17 protein-coding genes and 1 other RNA gene are annotated in these 17660 nt (G+C 55.1%); 9 read left to right on the plus strand and 9 right to left on the minus strand.

Features of this window, described 5'->3' with window-relative positions; all coding sequences use genetic code 11:
• Positions 1–27 precede the first annotated feature (27 nt).
• The 4 genes from trmD to ffh form a co-directional block, all read right to left on the minus strand.
• Positions 28–795 carry a tRNA (guanosine(37)-N1)-methyltransferase TrmD gene (gene trmD / locus MC50_RS02150; RefSeq protein ID WP_004866546.1) on the minus strand — a complete coding sequence of 256 codons (768 nt, stop codon included), beginning with the start codon at positions 793–795 and terminating at the stop codon, positions 28–30.
• Between the two features lie 31 nt (positions 796–826).
• Complete coding sequence (gene rimM, locus MC50_RS02155) at positions 827–1375, minus strand: ribosome maturation factor RimM (protein WP_004866548.1); 549 nt, start codon at positions 1373–1375, stop codon at positions 827–829.
• An 18-nt stretch (positions 1376–1393) separates the two neighbouring features.
• Complete coding sequence (rpsP, locus tag MC50_RS02160; protein WP_004866550.1) at positions 1394–1642, minus strand: 30S ribosomal protein S16; 249 nt, start codon at positions 1640–1642, stop codon at positions 1394–1396.
• Positions 1643–1796: 154 nt separating this feature from the next.
• A complete protein-coding gene (gene ffh / locus MC50_RS02165; RefSeq protein WP_032686445.1) occupies positions 1797–3164 on the minus strand; it encodes a signal recognition particle protein in 1368 nt (455 codons plus the stop codon).
• Between the two features lie 166 nt (positions 3165–3330).
• Here ffh and MC50_RS02170 point away from each other — a divergent pair, with 166 nt between their 5' ends.
• Together MC50_RS02170 and MC50_RS02175 are read left to right on the plus strand one after the other, a co-directional pair.
• Positions 3331–4122 carry a cytochrome C assembly family protein gene (locus tag MC50_RS02170; RefSeq protein ID WP_004866556.1) on the plus strand — a complete coding sequence of 264 codons (792 nt, stop codon included), beginning with the start codon at positions 3331–3333 and terminating at the stop codon, positions 4120–4122.
• 118 nt (positions 4123–4240) lie between these two features.
• Positions 4241–5527 carry an HlyC/CorC family transporter gene (locus MC50_RS02175; protein ID WP_032686444.1) on the plus strand — a complete coding sequence of 429 codons (1287 nt, stop codon included), beginning with the start codon at positions 4241–4243 and terminating at the stop codon, positions 5525–5527.
• A gap of 124 nt (positions 5528–5651) precedes the next feature.
• Here MC50_RS02175 and grpE read toward each other — a convergent pair whose 3' ends face one another.
• Positions 5652–6242: a nucleotide exchange factor GrpE gene (gene grpE, locus MC50_RS02180; RefSeq protein WP_004866563.1), complete on the minus strand. Its 591-nt coding sequence runs from the start codon at positions 6240–6242 to the stop codon at positions 5652–5654.
• 124 nt (positions 6243–6366) lie between these two features.
• On the opposite strand from grpE, the gene nadK reads away from it, so the two are divergent.
• The 3 genes from nadK (at position 6367) to bamE (ending at position 9482) form a co-directional block, all read left to right on the plus strand.
• Positions 6367–7245 carry an NAD(+) kinase gene (nadK, locus tag MC50_RS02185; protein ID WP_004866566.1) on the plus strand — a complete coding sequence of 293 codons (879 nt, stop codon included), beginning with the start codon at positions 6367–6369 and terminating at the stop codon, positions 7243–7245.
• A gap of 86 nt (positions 7246–7331) precedes the next feature.
• Entirely contained in the window at positions 7332–8993 is a 1662-nt protein-coding gene (gene recN, locus MC50_RS02190) for a DNA repair protein RecN (protein WP_047663390.1), read from the plus strand.
• Between the two features lie 147 nt (positions 8994–9140).
• Positions 9141–9482, plus strand: a complete 342-nt coding sequence (gene bamE / locus MC50_RS02195) for an outer membrane protein assembly factor BamE (RefSeq protein WP_004866572.1) — start codon at positions 9141–9143, stop codon at positions 9480–9482.
• A 68-nt stretch (positions 9483–9550) separates the two neighbouring features.
• On the opposite strand, the gene MC50_RS02200 is transcribed toward bamE, so the two are convergent.
• On the minus strand, positions 9551–9841 hold the full coding sequence (locus tag MC50_RS02200) for an RnfH family protein (RefSeq protein WP_032686440.1): 291 nt from the start codon (positions 9839–9841) through the stop codon (positions 9551–9553).
• Entirely contained in the window at positions 9831–10268 is a 438-nt protein-coding gene (locus MC50_RS02205; protein WP_004866577.1) for a type II toxin-antitoxin system RatA family toxin, read from the minus strand. The genes MC50_RS02200 and MC50_RS02205 overlap by 11 nt, the downstream gene beginning before the upstream one ends.
• A 152-nt stretch (positions 10269–10420) precedes the next feature.
• Here MC50_RS02205 and smpB point away from each other — a divergent pair, with 152 nt between their 5' ends.
• Both smpB and ssrA read left to right on the plus strand, forming a co-directional pair.
• Positions 10421–10903 carry an SsrA-binding protein SmpB gene (smpB, locus tag MC50_RS02210; protein WP_004866580.1) on the plus strand — a complete coding sequence of 161 codons (483 nt, stop codon included), beginning with the start codon at positions 10421–10423 and terminating at the stop codon, positions 10901–10903.
• A gap of 146 nt (positions 10904–11049) precedes the next feature.
• Positions 11050–11414, plus strand: a transfer-messenger RNA (tmRNA) gene (gene ssrA / locus MC50_RS02215).
• Between the two features lie 135 nt (positions 11415–11549).
• Here ssrA and MC50_RS02220 read toward each other — a convergent pair.
• A complete protein-coding gene (locus tag MC50_RS02220) occupies positions 11550–11903 on the minus strand; it encodes a helix-turn-helix domain-containing protein (RefSeq protein ID WP_032686424.1) in 354 nt (117 codons plus the stop codon).
• Between the two features lie 333 nt (positions 11904–12236).
• Here MC50_RS02220 and MC50_RS02225 point away from each other — a divergent pair, with 333 nt between their 5' ends.
• Together MC50_RS02225 and oqxB are read left to right on the plus strand one after the other, a co-directional pair.
• Positions 12237–13412, plus strand: a complete 1176-nt coding sequence (locus tag MC50_RS02225; RefSeq protein WP_032686423.1) for an efflux RND transporter periplasmic adaptor subunit — start codon at positions 12237–12239, stop codon at positions 13410–13412.
• A gap of 23 nt (positions 13413–13435) precedes the next feature.
• Complete coding sequence (oqxB, locus tag MC50_RS02230) at positions 13436–16588, plus strand: multidrug efflux RND transporter permease subunit OqxB (RefSeq protein WP_032686422.1); 3153 nt, start codon at positions 13436–13438, stop codon at positions 16586–16588.
• A gap of 529 nt (positions 16589–17117) precedes the next feature.
• On the opposite strand, the gene MC50_RS02235 is transcribed toward oqxB, so the two are convergent.
• Positions 17118–17594 carry an RrF2 family transcriptional regulator gene (locus MC50_RS02235; RefSeq protein ID WP_032686421.1) on the minus strand — a complete coding sequence of 159 codons (477 nt, stop codon included), beginning with the start codon at positions 17592–17594 and terminating at the stop codon, positions 17118–17120.
• Positions 17595–17660: the final 66 nt, after the last annotated feature.

The following is a 17660-nucleotide window of genomic DNA, read 5'->3' on the forward strand; positions in this document are numbered from 1 at the left end:
TATCCTGGGTAAACTGATATTGGGGGCTTACGCCATCCCATCATGTTTATGCTGCTGTTTTGCGTGTTCAGTTTTGAACTCCGCCAGCAACTTTGCTTGCTCTTCAGTCAGAGCCAGGTTTTCCAAAAGTTCAGGTCTTCTAAGCCAGGTACGGCCCAGCGACTGTTTCAAACGCCAGCGACGAATCTCAGCATGGTTTCCCGACAGCAAAACTGGCGGTACTTCCATCTCTTCTAACACTTCAGGACGGGTATAGTGTGGACAGTCCAGCAATCCATCGGCAAAGGAATCTTCCGTTGCCGATGCCTCATGACCCAGAACCCCCGGAATAAACCGGGAAACGGAGTCAATCAGCGTCATGGCTGGTAACTCACCACCGCTGAGGACGTAATCACCGATTGACCATTCTTCGTCAATTTCGGTCTGGATTACGCGCTCATCTATGCCTTCATAGCGACCGCACACCAGAATCAGTTTCTGATTCGTTGCCAGTTCGCTGACGCCCGCTTGATCAAGCTTGCGTCCCTGAGGTGACAGATAAATCACCTTTGCGCCTTCACCTGCCGCGGCTTTTGCTGTGTGAATGGCATCCCGTAAGGGTTGCACCATCATTAGCATCCCCGGTCCGCCGCCGTAAGGACGATCGTCCACGGTACGGTGCCGGTCATGAGCAAAGTCACGAGGACTCCAGCTCTGGATGCTCAGCAGGCCATTTTTTACTGCCCGGCCAGTTACCCCGTAATCGGTAATTGCGCGGAACATTTCAGGAAACAGGCTAATTATGCCAATCCACATAGCGCCGTCTTTTACCGTTTATCCGGAGAATTTAAAAACCAGGATCCCAGTCTACTTCGATGGTACGAGTAGCGAGATCGACTTTCTTGATAACCTGCCCATCGAGGAACGGAACCAGCCGCTCCTTGATACCAAATGCATCTTTCAGGTTTGCCTTAATGACGAGAACGTCATTTGACCCGGTTTCCATCATGTCGATGACTTTACCAAGGCCATAGCCTTCTGTGGTTACTACCTGGCAGCCCATCAGGTCTTTCCAGTAATAGTCACCCTCTTCGAGCTTCGGCAGCTGCGAGGAATCCACGACAATTTCGCAATTAGTCAGCAGATTCGCAGCATCACGATCGTCAATGCCTTTCAGCTTAATAACGATGTCCTGATTATGGTGGCGCCAGCTTTCCAGCTCAACGACCTGCCACTGACCCGCCTTCTGGATTAACCAGGGCTGATAGTCAAAAATGCTTTCGGCGTCTTCGGTGGAGGAAAACACTCTGAGCCAACCACGGATACCGTAGGAAGAACCCATCTTGCCCAATACGATCGGATCAACAGGTGCTTGTGCGGTGTGTTGCTTGCTCATCATGACCACCGTGACAGATTAAGCTGCTTTGTTTGCTGCTTTGATCAGCGCTGCAACGCGATCGGAAACGGTAGCGCCCTGGCCAACCCAGTGAGCGATACGATCCAGATCCAGACGCGTTTCTTCTTCGTTCGCAGAAGCGATCGGGTTGAAGAAACCAACGCGCTCGATGAAGCGACCGTTGCGTGCATTACGGCTGTCGGTGACAACAACCTGGTAGAACGGACGCTTTTTAGCGCCGTGACGAGCTAAACGAATAGTTACCATAACATCCTCTTGTGTGAATAGAACACCCGGGCCCCATCGAGGAACGGAGCCCGGGTGTCATATTAAAAGCCCGAAAATTTTACTGATTTCTGGGGAAATTGCAATCAGCATATGCTGCGCATAGGCTAAATAGGGCAAATAAGCTCGCCAGATATCATCGACCGCCCGGGAACCCTGGCGGCATCATCCCTTTCATCCCACGCATCATCTTCATCATGCCGCCTTTCGACTTCATCTTCTTCATCATGCGCTGCATATCGTCAAACTGCTTGAGCAGACGGTTCACGTCCTGCACCTGCATCCCGCAGCCGGCGGCGATACGACGCTTACGTGAACCTTTAATGATTTCCGGCTTAGCGCGCTCTTTCAGGGTCATCGAGTTGATGATCGCTTCCATCCGCACCAGCACTTTGTCGTCCATCTGCGATTTAACGTTATCCGGGATCTGCCCCATACCCGGCAGTTTGCCCATCAGGCTGGCCATGCCGCCCATGTTCTTCATCTGCCGCAGCTGCTCGAGGAAGTCGGTCAGGTCAAAGCCATCGCCCTTCTTCAGCTTGGAGGCCAGTTTCTCAGCCTGCGCGCGGTCAACCTTGCTCTCGATATCTTCGATCAGCGACAGCACGTCGCCCATGCCGAGAATACGGGAAGCAATACGATCCGGGTGGAATGGCTCCAGCGCTTCGGTCTTTTCGCCGACGCCGAGGAACTTAATCGGCTTACCGGTGATGTGACGAATCGACAGCGCGGCACCGCCGCGGGCGTCGCCGTCCACTTTGGTCAACACCACGCCGGTCAGCGGTAGCGCTTCGTTAAACGCCTTGGCGGTATTTGCGGCATCCTGACCGGTCATCGCATCAACGACGAACAGCGTTTCTACCGGATTAAGAGAAGCGTGGACCTGTTTGATTTCGTCCATCATCGCTTCATCAACGTGCAGACGACCGGCGGTATCCACCAGCAGCACGTCGTAGAACTTCAGCTTCGCTTCTTTCAGCGCGGCGTTAACGATATCGATCGGCTTCTGGCCCACATCGGACGGGAAGAAATCAACGTTAACCTGCTCAGCCAGCGTTTCCAGCTGTTTAATCGCCGCCGGGCGATAAACGTCCGCGGAGACCACCAGCACTTTCTTCTTGTGCTTCTCACGCAGGAATTTACCCAGCTTGGCGACGCTGGTAGTTTTACCCGCCCCCTGCAGACCCGCCATCAGCACGACGGCCGGCGGCTGAGCGGCTAAATCCAGCGCCTGGTTCTCTTCGCCCATCGCCGCAACCAGCTCGTTACGTACGATTTTGACAAACTCCTGACCCGGGGTCAGGCTTTTGTTCACTTCATGACCCACCGCGCTCTCTTTGACGCGGCTGATGAAGTCACGAACGACCGGCAGCGCGACGTCCGCCTCCAGCAGCGCCATGCGGACTTCACGCAGGGTGTCTTTAATATTGTCTTCGGTAAGGCGTCCGCGGCCGCTAATGTTGCGCAGCGAACGCGACAAACGATCGGTTAAATTATCAAACATTGTCTCTCGCCTGAGGTGGAAACTGTCGGTCGCAGCAGCGACACGAAAACACGGATTTGGCGCAGTATAACACGACATGAAGCGCGATGTGATGCAACGGTTGGAGCAGACGTCGCGTGACGCTATACTGCTTCTCTTTCTTATTTAGTCAACAGTCGACACCCATATGCCTGTTTTTGCTCTGCTCGCGCTTGTCGCCTATTCCATCAGCCTTGCGCTGATCATCCCTGGCCTGTTGCAAAAAAACAGCAGCTGGCGGCGGATGGCGATTCTTTCCGCAACTATTGCGTTGATTTGTCATGCTTTTGCGCTGGAGTCACGTATTTTCCCCGGCGGCGAGAGCGGACAGAATCTCAGTTTATTAAACGTCGGTTCGCTGGTCAGTCTGATGATCTGTACCGTGATGACTATCGTCGCGTCGCGTAACCGCGGCTGGCTGCTGCTGCCTATCGTCTACGCATTTGCGTTGATAAACCTGGCTTTCGCCACTTTCGTGCCGAACGAATACATCACCCACCTGGAAACCACGCCGGGAATGCTGGTGCACATCGGCCTGTCGCTCTTCTCTTACGCAACGCTGATTATTGCCGCGCTGTATGCGCTCCAGCTGGCATGGATCGATTATCAGCTGAAGAACAAAAAGCTGGCCTTCAGCCATGAAATGCCGCCGCTGATGAGTATCGAGCGTAAAATGTTTCATATTACGCAGGTCGGCGTGGTCCTGCTGACGCTGACGCTGTGCACCGGTTTGTTTTATATGCATAACCTGTTTAGCACGGAAAATATCGATAAGGCCGTGCTGTCGATCGTTGCGTGGTTCGTCTATATCGTTCTGTTATGGGGCCACTATCATGAAGGATGGCGCGGTCGTCGGGTCGTCTGGTTTAACGTCACCGGCGCCGGCCTGCTGACGCTGGCTTACTTTGGCAGCCGCGTGCTTCAACAGTTTATTAGTTAACCCCGAACACCCGCCTGTCCCGGTAGGTGCCATCATTGCAGAAAGCCTGAAGACTGGCGCGATCAGCGCCAGCAGGCTCATAAAATAGCCTACCGGGCCAGGCGTTAAGGAGTCCCCCCTGGAACACATATCTACCACCACGCTGATCGTGACGCTGATTATCATGGTGATTATCTCTGCCTATTTCTCTGGTTCTGAAACCGGGATGATGACCCTGAACCGCTATCGACTGCGGCATATGGCGAAACAAGGCAACCGCCAGGCAAAGCGCGTAGAAAAGCTGCTGCGTAAACCCGACCGCTTAATCAGCCTGGTGCTGATTGGCAATAACCTCGTCAACATCCTCGCCTCCGCGCTGGGGACGATTGTCGGTATGCGTCTGTATGGCGATGCCGGGGTGGCCATTGCCACCGGCGTGCTGACCTTCGTGGTCCTGGTTTTTGCCGAGGTCCTGCCTAAAACCATCGCGGCGCTGTATCCGGAAAAGGTCGCCTACCCGAGCAGCTTCTTACTGGCGCCACTACAGGTGCTGATGATGCCGCTGGTCTGGCTGCTGAACACCATCACCCGCCTCCTGATGCGCATGATGGGCATCAAAACCGATATCATCGTCAGCGGCGCGCTGAGCAAAGATGAGCTGCGCACCATCGTGAACGAGTCGCGCACCCAAATCTCCCGCCGTAACCAGGACATGCTGCTGTCGGTGTTGGATCTCGAAAAGGTCAGCGTCGATGACATCATGGTCCCGCGCAATGAAATTATCGGTATTGATATTAACGACGACTGGAAATCGATCGTTCGCCAGCTGACCCACTCTCCTCACGGACGCATCGTGCTGTATCGCGGCTCGCTGGACGACGCCATCAGCATGCTGCGCGTACGTGAAGCCTATCGCCTGATGACCGAGAAAAAAGAGTTCACTAAAGAGGTGATGCTGCGCGCCGCCGACGAAATTTACTTCGTGCCGGAAGGAACGCCGCTCAGCACGCAGCTGGTGAAGTTCCAGCGCAATAAGAAGAAAGTAGGCCTGGTGGTCGATGAGTACGGTGATATCCAGGGGCTGGTGACGGTAGAAGATATTCTCGAAGAGATTGTCGGTGACTTCACCACCTCAATGTCGCCGACGCTGGCTGAAGAGGTCACGCCGTTAACTGACGGAACCGTCATCATCGATGGCAGCGCCAACGTGCGTGAAATCAATAAAGCGTTTAACTGGCATCTGCCGGAAGATGAGGCCCGAACGGTTAACGGGATTATTCTGGAGGCACTGGAAGAGATCCCGGTTCCCGGCACGCGCGTGCGCATCGAGCAATATGATATCGATATTCTCGACGTCCAGGACAACATGATTAAGCAGGTGAAGGTCAAGCCGGTGAAGCCCCTTCGTGAAAGCGCCGCCGAGTAATCGACAGGCCTGAGGCAGAGACGGTGGACCTGGGTTCGCCGTTTTTTTTGCCCGCCACTCTCCAGGCAACAAAACCGCGGGGCGATAAAAAAACGGCCGCCCTCAGGCGGCCGTTGGAGGCGAATTATTTCGCTTTCGCCACGGTGACCATCGCTGCGCGAATGGTACGACCGTTCAGGGTATAACCCTTTTGCATCACGCCCAGCACGTTGCCAGCCGCCACATCGTCAGACTCAACCATGGCGATGGCCTGGTGCACGTTAGGATCCAGCGGCACATTGGTATCGGCAATCACTTCCACACCGAATTTGCGTACGACATCCAGCATCGACTTCAGCGTCAGCTCGATACCTTCAACCATGGAAGCCATGTCCGGATTGGCTTTATCGGCCACTTCCAGCGCGCGGTCCAGGCTGTCGATTACCGGCAGCAGTTCGTTAACGAACTTCTCCAGAGCAAATTTGTGCGCTTTTTCCACGTCCAGCTCGGTACGACGACGCAGGTTTTCCATTTCCGCTTTTATGCGCAGGACACCATCGCGTTCACGAGTCTGAGCTTCAGCCAGCTGCGCTTCCAGATTCGCAATTTTTTCATCGCGCGGATCCACCTGCTCAGCAGAAACTTCAGGCTCAACCGCCTCAACGTTCTCGTGCTGTTCCGTGATAATTTCTTCCGGGGCTTGCCCGTCAGGCGTTTTCTGTTCTTTACTACTCATGAATTTCTCCGCGTTTTTTTTCGCATTCATCTCGCTAACTTCGCTTATTATGGGGATCCGTTTCCGGGTTTCAAGGGAAGCTGTCAGATTGTCATCATTCATTTAACGCAAGGACATCCAGAACATGAAGAACCATTTCAAGTGTATAGGCATTGTGGGACACCCTCGTCACCCAACCGCGCTGACCACACATGAAATGCTCTGGCGCTGGCTCTCCGGCAAAGGCTACGAGGTTCTGGTCGAACAACAGATTGCCCATGAGCTTCAGCTTAGCAACGTCAAAACGGGCACGCTGGCGGAAATTGGTCAGCAGGCGGATCTGGCGGTAGTGGTGGGCGGCGACGGCAACATGCTCGGCGCAGCGCGAACGCTGGCACGTTATGATATCAACGTCATCGGCATTAACCGCGGCAACCTCGGTTTTCTGACCGATCTTGACCCGGATAACGCCCTACAGCAGCTCGCCGACGTACTGGAAGGCCACTACATTTCGGAAAAACGTTTTTTGCTGGAAGCCCAGGTCTGCCAGCAAGATTGCCAGAAGCGCATCAGTACCGCGATTAATGAAGTGGTCCTGCATCCGGGCAAAGTTGCGCATATGATTGAGTTCGAAGTGTATATCGATGAGGTATTTGCCTTCTCCCAGCGTTCTGACGGCCTGATTATCTCCACGCCGACGGGTTCCACCGCCTATTCATTATCCGCCGGCGGCCCCATCCTGACCCCCTCCCTGGATGCCATTACCCTGGTCCCTATGTTCCCGCATACCCTCTCGGCGCGTCCGCTGGTGATTAACGGTGACAGCACCATTCGCCTGCGTTTTTCCCAGCGCTGCAGCGATCTGGAGATCAGTTGCGACAGCCAGATAGCGCTGCCGATTCAGGATGGCGAGGATGTCCTTATCCACCGCTGCGATTATCATCTGAACCTCATTCATCCAAAAGATTACAGCTATTTCAATACATTGAGCACCAAACTCGGCTGGTCGAAAAAATTGTTCTGATTTTAGCAGCTGCCTCTTTACTGGATAAAAAACCAGTCTATACTGTACTAAAACACAGTAATGGTTTTTCATACAGGAAGGCAGCTATGCTGGCGCAACTCACCATCAGTAACTTTGCTATCGTTCGTGAACTGGAAATCGATTTTCACAGCGGAATGACCGCGATCACCGGGGAAACCGGTGCAGGGAAATCTATTGCCATTGATGCGCTAGGGCTGTGCCTTGGCGGAAGAGCCGAAGCAGACATGGTGCGAAGAGGCGCCAGCCGCGCAGACCTGTGCGCCCGCTTCGCCTTAAAAGATACTCCGGCGGCGCAGCGCTGGCTGGAGGAGAACCAGCTGGAAAGCGGACGTGAGTGTTTACTTCGCCGCGTCATCAGTACCGACGGGCGCTTCCGCGGTTTTATTAACGGTACCGCCGTCCCGCTTTCTCAGCTTCGTGAGCTCGGCCAGCTGCTTATCCAGATTCACGGCCAGCATGCGCACCAGCTGCTGACCCGACCTGAACATCAGAAAACCCTGCTCGATGGCTACACCGGTGAGTATGCGCTTACTCAGCGTATGGCTGAACACTATCGTCAGTGGCATCAAAGCTGCCGCGAGCTGGCTCAGCATCAGCAGCAGAGCCAGGAACGCGCTGCCCGCGCCGATCTGCTGCAATATCAGCTGAAAGAATTAAATGAGTTCAATCCACAGCCGGGCGAGTTCGAACAAATCGATGAAGAGTACAAACGCCTGGCCAACAGCGGCCAGCTGCTGACCACCTGTCAGCACGCGCTGACGGTGCTCGCAGACGGCGAAGAAGCCAACCTGCAAAGCCAGCTCTACACCGCCAGGCAACTGGTGACTGAGCTCGTCGGGATGGACAGCAAACTCTCGGGGGTGCTGGATATGCTTGAAGAGGCGGCGATTCAGCTCAGCGAAGCCAGCGACGAACTGCGTCACTATAGCGACCGTCTGGATCTCGACCCGAATCGTCTGTTCGAGCTGGAGCAGCGCATCTCTCGTCAGATAGCCCTGGCGCGTAAGCATCAGATCACCCCGGAAGAGCTCCCCGCATTTTATCAGGGCCTGCTGGAAGAGCAGCGGCTGCTCGACGACAGCGCGGGCTCGCTGGAATCCCTTAGCCAGACCGTGGTAGAACACCATCAGCTGGCGCTAGAGACTGCTCAGCAGCTGCACGCTCTGCGGCAAAGCAGCGCGGCAGAGCTGGCGCAGTTAATCACCGAGAGTATGCGCTCACTTTCCATGCCTCACGGGGTATTTGCCATCGAGGTTGCCTTTGATGAGCGTCATCTCACCGCCGAAGGGGCCGACCGTATCGAGTTTCGCGTCACGACGAACCCGGGGCAGCCGCTTCAGCCCATTGCTAAAGTCGCCTCCGGTGGCGAACTGTCGCGTATTGCGTTGGCCATTCAGGTCATTACTGCGCGGAAGATGGAAACGCCGGCCCTGATTTTCGATGAGGTAGATGTCGGTATCAGCGGCCCGACGGCGGCAGTCGTAGGCAAACTGCTGCGTCAGCTGGGCGAATCTACCCAGGTCATGTGCGTCACTCACCTGCCGCAGGTTGCCGGCTGTGGCCATCATCATTTCTTCGTCTGCAAAGAGACCGACGGCGAGATGACGGAAACCCATATGCACCCGCTCGACAAACGGGCGCGACTGCAGGAACTGGCCCGTCTGCTGGGCGGTAGCGAAGTCACCCGTAACACGCTGGCAAACGCGAAAGAGTTGCTCGCGGCGTAAACTTTTTGATTTTCGCAGAGTCATAGTGAACAGCAAATTGCCGTAAGACCTGCAGTCGAAGGTTTCCAACTGGGCAAAGGTCTATTATTATCGGCATATTACAGATGAGCCACGTACTGCTCGGGCCCGAAAAGGAATAAAATCACTATGCGCTGTAAAACGCTGACTGCTGCCGCAGCGGTTCTTCTCATGTTGACCGCAGGCTGTTCCACTCTGGAACGAGTGGTTTACCGTCCTGATATCAACCAGGGTAACTATCTGGCACCCAACGATGTAGCAAAAATTCGTGTCGGCATGACGCAACAGCAGGTTGCTTATGCGCTGGGTACCCCAATGATGTCGGATCCGTTTGGTACCAACACCTGGTTCTATGTTTTCCGTCAGCAGCCTGGGCATGAAAAAATCACCCAGCAGACGCTAACGCTGACCTTCAACAGTAGCGGCGTGTTAACCAACATTGATAACAAACCGGCTCTGACCAACGAGTAATGCGGTAAGCACCTTGCTGCAAAAAGACAAAAAGCGCTCACTGAGCGCTTTTTTTATCCCGTTCGCCGCTATTTCCCGGCGTTTTTCTCCGCGCGCTGACGACGCAGCTCTTTCGGATCGGCAATCAGCGGACGGTAGATTTCCACCCGATCGCCATCATGCACCACATCATGCAGCTTAACCGGGCGACTGTATATTCCGACCTTGTTCTTCGCCAGATCGATATCGCCGCGCAGCGCCAGCAGGCCACTGGCAATAATCGCCTGTTCGACCGTGGCGCCCTCTTCAAGCTTTACGCTTTGCAGGTACTGCTTCTCCGGCAGAGCATAGGCAACTTCCACCACGATGTTAGCCGACACGATAAACCTCTTTGGCCCTGGCCGTGAAAGCCTGCACCATATTTAACGCCAGCTCTTTGAAGATGCGACCAAACGCCATCTCAATCAGCATGTTGGTGAATTCAAAATCAAGATGAAACTCAATTTTGCAGGCATCCGAGCTCAGCGGGATAAACTTCCAGCCGCCAATCAGCTTTTTAAACGGGCCATCGACCAGACTCATTAAAATGCTCTGGTTACTGGTAAGGGTATTGCGTGTCGTAAAGGTCTTACTGATGCCTGCTTTGGACACATCAACCGCCGCCATCATCTGCGTCGGCCCAGACTCCAGCACACGGCTCCCGGTGCAGCCCGGCAAAAAATCAGGATAGGACTTCACGTCATTTACGAGTTGATACATCTGTTCCACACTGAAGGGCACCAGCGCAGTACGGCTAATCTGAGGCATAGCAAGTTCCACATTTATACACGTCGCAAATAATATCATTTATCTGCCGCTAAAAAAAACGCTGTGCCGCAACTCGTGCTAAGATAGCGCATTACACCTCGCAGGATGGATTGAGGTACTGTGTTCCCGTTTAGCAATGACTTCAGGACATTATGACCAAGAAAAAAGCCCACAAACCTGGATCAGCCACCATTGCGCTGAATAAACGCGCCCGCCATGAATACTTTATCGAAGATGAATACGAGGCTGGTCTTGCCCTGCAAGGGTGGGAAGTCAAATCTCTGCGCGCCGGCAAAGCCAACATCAGCGACAGCTATGTCATCCTGAAGGATGGCGAAGCCTATCTCTTCGGTGCCAACTTTACGCCGATGGCCGTGGCATCGACCCACTACGTCTGCGACCCGACGCGTACCCGTAAGCTGCTGCTTAATCAGCGCGAGCTGGATGCCCTGTACGGCCGCATCAACCGTGAAGGTTACACCGTCGTCGCCCTGTCGCTGTACTGGAAGAACGCCTGGTGCAAAGTGAAAATCGGCGTCGCCAAAGGTAAGAAGCAGCATGACAAGCGTACCGATCTCAAAGATCGCGAGTGGGCGCTGGATAAAGCCCGCATTATGAAACACGCTGGCCGCTAATACCCTCTTTTTAAGGGCCGGCTCAGCTGGCCCTTATGCGCTATATCGTTGTTGATGCTGCTTTTTCACCCACCCCGCCCCCATAATCGTGCGAACGAGTGCTGGTAACTTCATTCACAAATCTGTTATACTCGCCTTAACACATTGGGGCTGATTCTGGATTCGACGGGATTCGCGAAACCCAAGGTGCATGCCGAGGGGCGGTTGGCCTCGTAAAAAGCCGCAAAAAAATAGTCGCAAACGACGAAAACTACGCTTTAGCAGCTTAATAACCTGCTAAGAGCCCTCTCTCCCTAGCTTCCGCTCTTAAGACGGGGAATAAAGAGAGGTCAAACCCAAAAGAGATCGCGTGGAAGCCCTGCCTGGGGTTGAAGCGTTAAAACTAATCAGGCTAGTTTGTCAGTGGCGTGTCCGTCCGCAGCTGGCCAGCGAATGTAAAGACTGGACTAAGCATGTAGTGCCGAGGATGTAGGAATTTCGGACGCGGGTTCAACTCCCGCCAGCTCCACCAAAATTCTCCATCGGTGATTACCAGAGTCATCCGATGAAGTCCTGAAAGCCCGCACGGCGCAAGCCCTGCGGGCTTTTTTGTGCCCTTAATTCGTCCCGTTAAACCTGAACCTCCTGATGAAATCCCGCCCCACCATCAGCCTGGACGCTGGCACGATGGCGCCGTTCCCATGCTGCGGCGCCAGACCCCCGGCGCCTGGCCATACTGGCGCTTGAAGCTGCGATTGAAGGATTGCTGGGAGTCAAAGCCCAGCGCGATGGCCACGTTCAGAATCGGCTCGTCGCTGCGGGTTAAGCGCTCAAGCGATTTTTGCAGCTTCCGGGCGCGGATGTATTCGCCGATGGGATGACCGGTATGCTCTTTGAAGATCCGCTGAAGATGCCATTTTGAATAACCTGCCCGCCTGGAGACCGTATCAATATCGAGGCGGCTTTCAAGGTTATTATCAATCCAGTCAAGTAAATCATGTATAAAAGCGCCAGTGTTCATGCCGGGTTCCCCTGGGCTGTTAATAAAAGTATCTTTATCTAATACATTTAAAAGTGACCTGCTTTTGCATAAATTGCAAGTTTTATTGTTACATTAAAATCCCTGCCTGAAATGTGCCTTTCCCGCGCAACGGAAACAGCACATAAAGTGCAACAATTATTCTTGCACTTAGTTAAGCGCCTTCCTACAATCGCCGCGATAGTGTATTCGCAACTGTTACAGTTTTGTGGCGATGAACGACACAAATGGCCTTAAGCCTGCCCGGACATAGGAAGTCGCGCCGCGTCCTTCGCTGCGTCTTGCCCGGCGGCAACAATTACCGGAATAAAAATAATGAGCCTGCAAAAAACCTGGGTTAACTTTTATCTGCGCGGACTGGGGAGCGCAGTCATCGCCATGCTACTTGCCAGCTGCGATAACAGCGCTGCGCAAAACGCCGCTCCGCAAGCCCCTGCCGTCAGCGCCGCTGACGTAGTGGTGAAATCCATTAGCCAGTGGGACAGCTTTAACGGCCGAATTGAAGCGGTAGAAAGCGTTCAGCTCCGTCCACGCGTCTCCGGCTACATTGAAAAAGTGAACTACACCGACGGCCAGGAAGTGAAAAAGGGCGAGGTGCTATTCACTATCGATGACAGAACCTATCGCGCCGCCCTCGAGCAGGCGCAGGCAACGCTGGCAAGAGCCAAAACACAGGCCAGCCTGGCGCGCAGCGAGGCCAGTCGTACCGACAAATTAATCAACACCAACGTGGTATCCCGCGAGGAGTGGGAGCAGCGCCGTTCGGCCGCTACCCAGGCGCAGGCCGACATCCAGGCCGCACAGGCAGCCGTTGATGCCGCTCAACTTAACCTTGATTTTACCAAAGTGACCGCCCCTATCGATGGCCGCGCCAGCCGCGCGCTGATCACCAGCGGTAACCTCGTAACCGCTGGTGACAGCGCCAGCGTGCTGACGACAGTGGTCTCGCAGAAGACGGTCTACGTCTATTTTGATGTCGACGAATCAACCTACCTTCACTATCAAAACCTCGCCCGCAGTGGCCAAGGGGCTGCCAGCAATCACCTTGCGCTCCCGGTTGAGATTGGTCTTGTCGGAGAGGACGGCTACCCCCATCAGGGGAAAGTGGATTTCCTCGATAATCAGCTAACCCCGAGCACCGGCACTATCCGGATGCGCGCGCTGCTGGATAACACCCAGCGTCAGTTCATACCGGGCCTGTTTGCCCGCGTGCGCCTGCCGGGCAGCGCTGAATTCCAGGCCACGCTGATCGACGACAAAGCGGTCCTGACCGATCAGGATCGGAAATACGTCTATATCGTTGATAAAGACGGTAAAGCGCAGCGCCGTGATATCAAACCGGGTCGCCTGGCCGCCGGTTTACGCATCGTCCAGCAGGGGCTGAATCCTGGCGATAAAGTCATCGTCGAGGGTTTGCAAAAAGTGTTTATGCCCGGGATGCCGGTTAACGCGAAAACCGTGGCGATGACCACCAGCACCGCCCTCAACTGATCCCTTACCAGAGAATCCGACGCATGGACTTTTCCCGCTTTTTTATCGACAGGCCGATTTTCGCCGCGGTGCTGTCGATTTTGATTTTTATTACCGGGCTCATCGCCATCCCGCTGCTACCGGTCAGCGAATACCCTGACGTCGTACCGCCGAGTGTGCAGGTACGCGCGGAGTATCCGGGCGCCAACCCGAAAGTGATCGCCGAGACCGTGGCGACGCCGCTGGAAGAAGCGATCAACGGCGTCGAAAACATGATGTACATGAAGTCTGTCGCCGGCTCCGACGGCGTACTGGTCACCACCGTCACCTTCCGCCCAGGCACCGATCCGGATCAGGCGCAGGTTCAGGTACAAAACCGGGTATCGCAGGCCGAAGCGCGTCTGCCGGAAGACGTACGCCGTCTGGGGATTACCACCCAGAAACAGTCACCGACGCTCACCCTGGTGGTGCATCTGTTTTCGCCCAACGGTAAATACGATTCGCTATATATGCGTAACTACGCCACCTTAAAAGTGAAGGACGAACTGGCGCGCCTGCCCGGCGTCGGCCAAATCCAGATTTTTGGTGCCGGCGAATACGCCATGCGAATCTGGCTGGATCCGAATAAGGTGGCCGCACGTGGGTTGACCGCCTCCGATGTGGTGACGGCGATGCAGGAGCAAAACGTGCAGGTGTCCGCCGGGCAGCTTGGCGCCGAGCCATTGCCGAAAGAGAGCGACTTCCTGATCTCGATTAACGCCCAGGGTCGTCTGCACACGGAGGAAGAGTTCGGTAATATCATTCTCAAAACGGCCCAGGATGGTTCGCTGGTACGCCTGCGCGACGTTGCACGCATCGAAATGGGGTCGGGCAGCTATGCGCTACGTTCCCAGCTTAACAATAAAGATGCGGTCGGGATCGGTATCTTCCAGTCGCCGGGGGCCAACGCCATTGATTTGTCGAATGCGGTACGCGCCAAAATGGACGAACTGTCCACGCGTTTCCCGGAAGATATGAAGTGGGCCGCCCCTTACGACCCCACCGTTTTTGTGCGCGACTCCATTCGTGCAGTGGTGCAAACCCTGCTCGAAGCGGTGGTGCTGGTGGTACTGGTGGTGATCCTGTTCCTGCAAACCTGGCGCGCATCGATTATTCCATTGATTGCCGTACCGGTCTCGGTGGTGGGGACGTTCGGTATTCTCTATCTGCTTGGCTTCTCGCTTAATACCCTGAGCCTGTTCGGTCTGGTTCTCGCTATTGGGATCGTGGTGGACGACGCGATTGTGGTGGTGGAAAACGTCGAGCGCAATATTGAAGAGGGGCTCGCCCCTCTGCAGGCTGCGCACCAGGCGATGCGTGAAGTTTCCGGGCCGATTATCGCCATCGCCCTGGTGCTGTGCGCGGTGTTCGTGCCGATGGCCTTCCTCTCTGGTGTAACCGGGCAGTTCTATAAACAGTTTGCGGTGACGATCGCGATTTCGACGGTGATCTCGGCCATCAACTCGCTGACTCTCTCCCCAGCGCTGGCGGCCCTGCTACTGAAGCCGCACGGCGCGCCGAGAGACCTCCCAACCCGGCTTATCGATCGCCTGTTCGGCTGGCTGTTCCGCCCGTTTAACCGCTTTTTCCATCGTAGCTCACATGGTTACCAGGGGCTGGTTGGCAAAACGCTCGGACGACGTGGCGCCGTGTTTATTGTTTACCTGCTGCTGCTCGGCGCCGCCGGCGTGATGTTTAAAGCCGTGCCGGGCGGGTTTATTCCCACCCAGGACAAGCTCTACCTGATTGGCGGCGTGAAAATGCCGGAAGGTTCTTCGCTGGCCCGCACCGACGCGGTCATCCGTAAAATGAGCGAAATCGGGATGAACACTGAAGGCGTGGATTATGCGGTGGCGTTTCCAGGGCTTAACGCGCTGCAATTCACCAATACGCCGAACACCGGCACGGTATTTTTTGGCCTGAAGCCATTCGATCAGCGTAAACATTCTGCGGCGGAAATTAACGCCGAGATCAATGCCAAAATCGCGCAAATCCAGGAAGGCTTTGGCTTCTCAATCCTGCCGCCGCCGATTCTCGGCCTCGGCCAGGGTTCCGGTTACTCGCTGTATATTCAGGATCGAGGGGGCTTAGGTTACGGCGCGCTACAAACGGCGGTGAATACTCTGTCCGGGGCAATCATGCAAACGCCGGGAATGCATTTCCCTATTTCAACCTACCAGGCAAACGTACCGCAGCTGGATGTGCAGGTCGATCGCGACAAGGCGAAAGCGCAGGGGGTATCGCTGACCGATCTGTTCGGTACGCTGCAAACCTACCTGGGATCATCTTATGTGAACGACTTTAACCAGTTCGGCCGAACCTGGCGCGTCATGGCGCAGGCCGACGGGCCATTCCGCGACAGCGTGGAGGATATTGCTAATCTGCGCACCCGCAATAACCAGGGTGAAATGGTGCCGATCGGCAGTATGGTTAACATCAGCACCACCTACGGGCCAGATCCGGTGATCCGCTACAACGGTTATCCGGCGGCGGATCTGATCGGCGACGCCGATCCTCGGGTGCTCTCTTCCGCTCAGGCGATGACCAAACTGGCCGCGATGTCCGGCCAGCTGCTGCCAAATGGTATGAACATCGAATGGACGGATCTCAGCTTCCAGCAGGCCACCCAGGGCAACACGGCGCTGATTGTCTTCCCGGTGGCGGTACTTCTGGCGTTCCTGGTGCTGGCGGCGCTGTATGAAAGCTGGACGCTGCCGCTGGCGGTGATCCTCATCGTTCCGATGACTCTGCTCTCCGCCCTGTTCGGCGTCTGGCTCACCGGCGGCGATAATAACGTCTTCGTGCAGGTTGGACTGGTGGTGTTAATGGGGCTGGCTTGTAAAAATGCGATCCTGATCGTTGAGTTTGCTCGCGAGCTGGAAATTCAGGGGAAAGGGATCATGGAAGCAGCGCTGGAAGCCTGTCGCCTGCGTCTGCGTCCGATCGTGATGACCTCCATCGCCTTTATTGCCGGGACGATACCGCTGATCCTCGGCCACGGAGCGGGTGCGGAAGTGCGCGGCGTCACCGGGATTACGGTGTTCTCCGGGATGCTCGGGGTGACGCTGTTTGGTCTGTTCCTGACGCCGGTGTTCTACGTCACGCTGCGTAAGCTGGTCACGCGCGGTAAACCGACGCTGGAAACGCTGCCTGAATAGATGACAACAAAAAACCGCCTTCTGAATGAAGGCGGATACGGATGACAAACCGGTTTTGGACATTGTGCCCACGAGCTGCCGGGTGGCGGCTAACGCCTGACCCGGCCTACAAAACCCGTACTATCAAGCAATGGCACAATCTGCGTAAACCTACAAAACCCGTACTATCAAACGATGGCACAATCTGTGTAGGCCCGCGCAAGCGAAGCGCCGCCGGGCAATGTAATAAGCTCGCTCTTTATCAGCAATCTACGCCTTCTGTGTGAAGGCGTAGATTGCTGATAAACCGGTTTTGAACATTATGCCCACGAGTTGCCGGGTGGCGGCTAACGCCTGACCCGGCCTACAAAACCCGTACTATCAAGCAATGGCACAATCTGCGTAAACCTACAAAACCCGTACTATCAAACGATGGCACAATCTCTGTAGGCCCGCGCAAGCGAAGCGCCGCCGGGCAATGTAATAAGCTCGCTCTTTATCAGCAATCTACGCCTTCGGTGTGAAGGCATTTTTTGCGCGGACGGCAGGATTAATGCGCTTTTTTCAGGATATCCAGTTCTGGTAACAGCTCGCAGCCGCTGGTATCGCCTTTTTTGACCTTTTCCAGCGCGCTTGCCACGGTATGACGGGCCAGCACATCCAGGGAGGCCTGCTCTGCTTCGTCGGCGATAGACTTGAAGTACCAGCAGGCGTTGGCGCTGACCACACAGCGGGCCGGCACATCGGGCCGCGACGCCCACAGCTTTTTATCTTCGATCACCGATACGTAGATATCGCGCAAGGTGATGCTCTCCGCTGGGCGACCAAGATGGATGGAACCGTTGCGTCCCAGCGTGGAGACAATAATACCGTCACGGGTGAGCGGCACCATTAATTTGCGGATAAAGCTCGGATTGGCTTCCAGGCCATAGGCCAGAATCGCACTTGTCGAGCGTTGACCCAACTGCTCCGCCATCGCTACGCTGAGAACCATCTGCAAAGCTGTCGGGAAGCGATAATCTAACATTTTATCTTCCTGGGTTGCGGCGAATCTTATTCTTTTTGGCACCGCAGAGGTGAATAAGCAATGAAC

It is taken from the genome of Klebsiella planticola (assembly GCF_000783935.2).
In the GTDB taxonomy this organism is placed as follows: Bacteria; Pseudomonadota; Gammaproteobacteria; order Enterobacterales; family Enterobacteriaceae; genus Klebsiella; species Klebsiella planticola.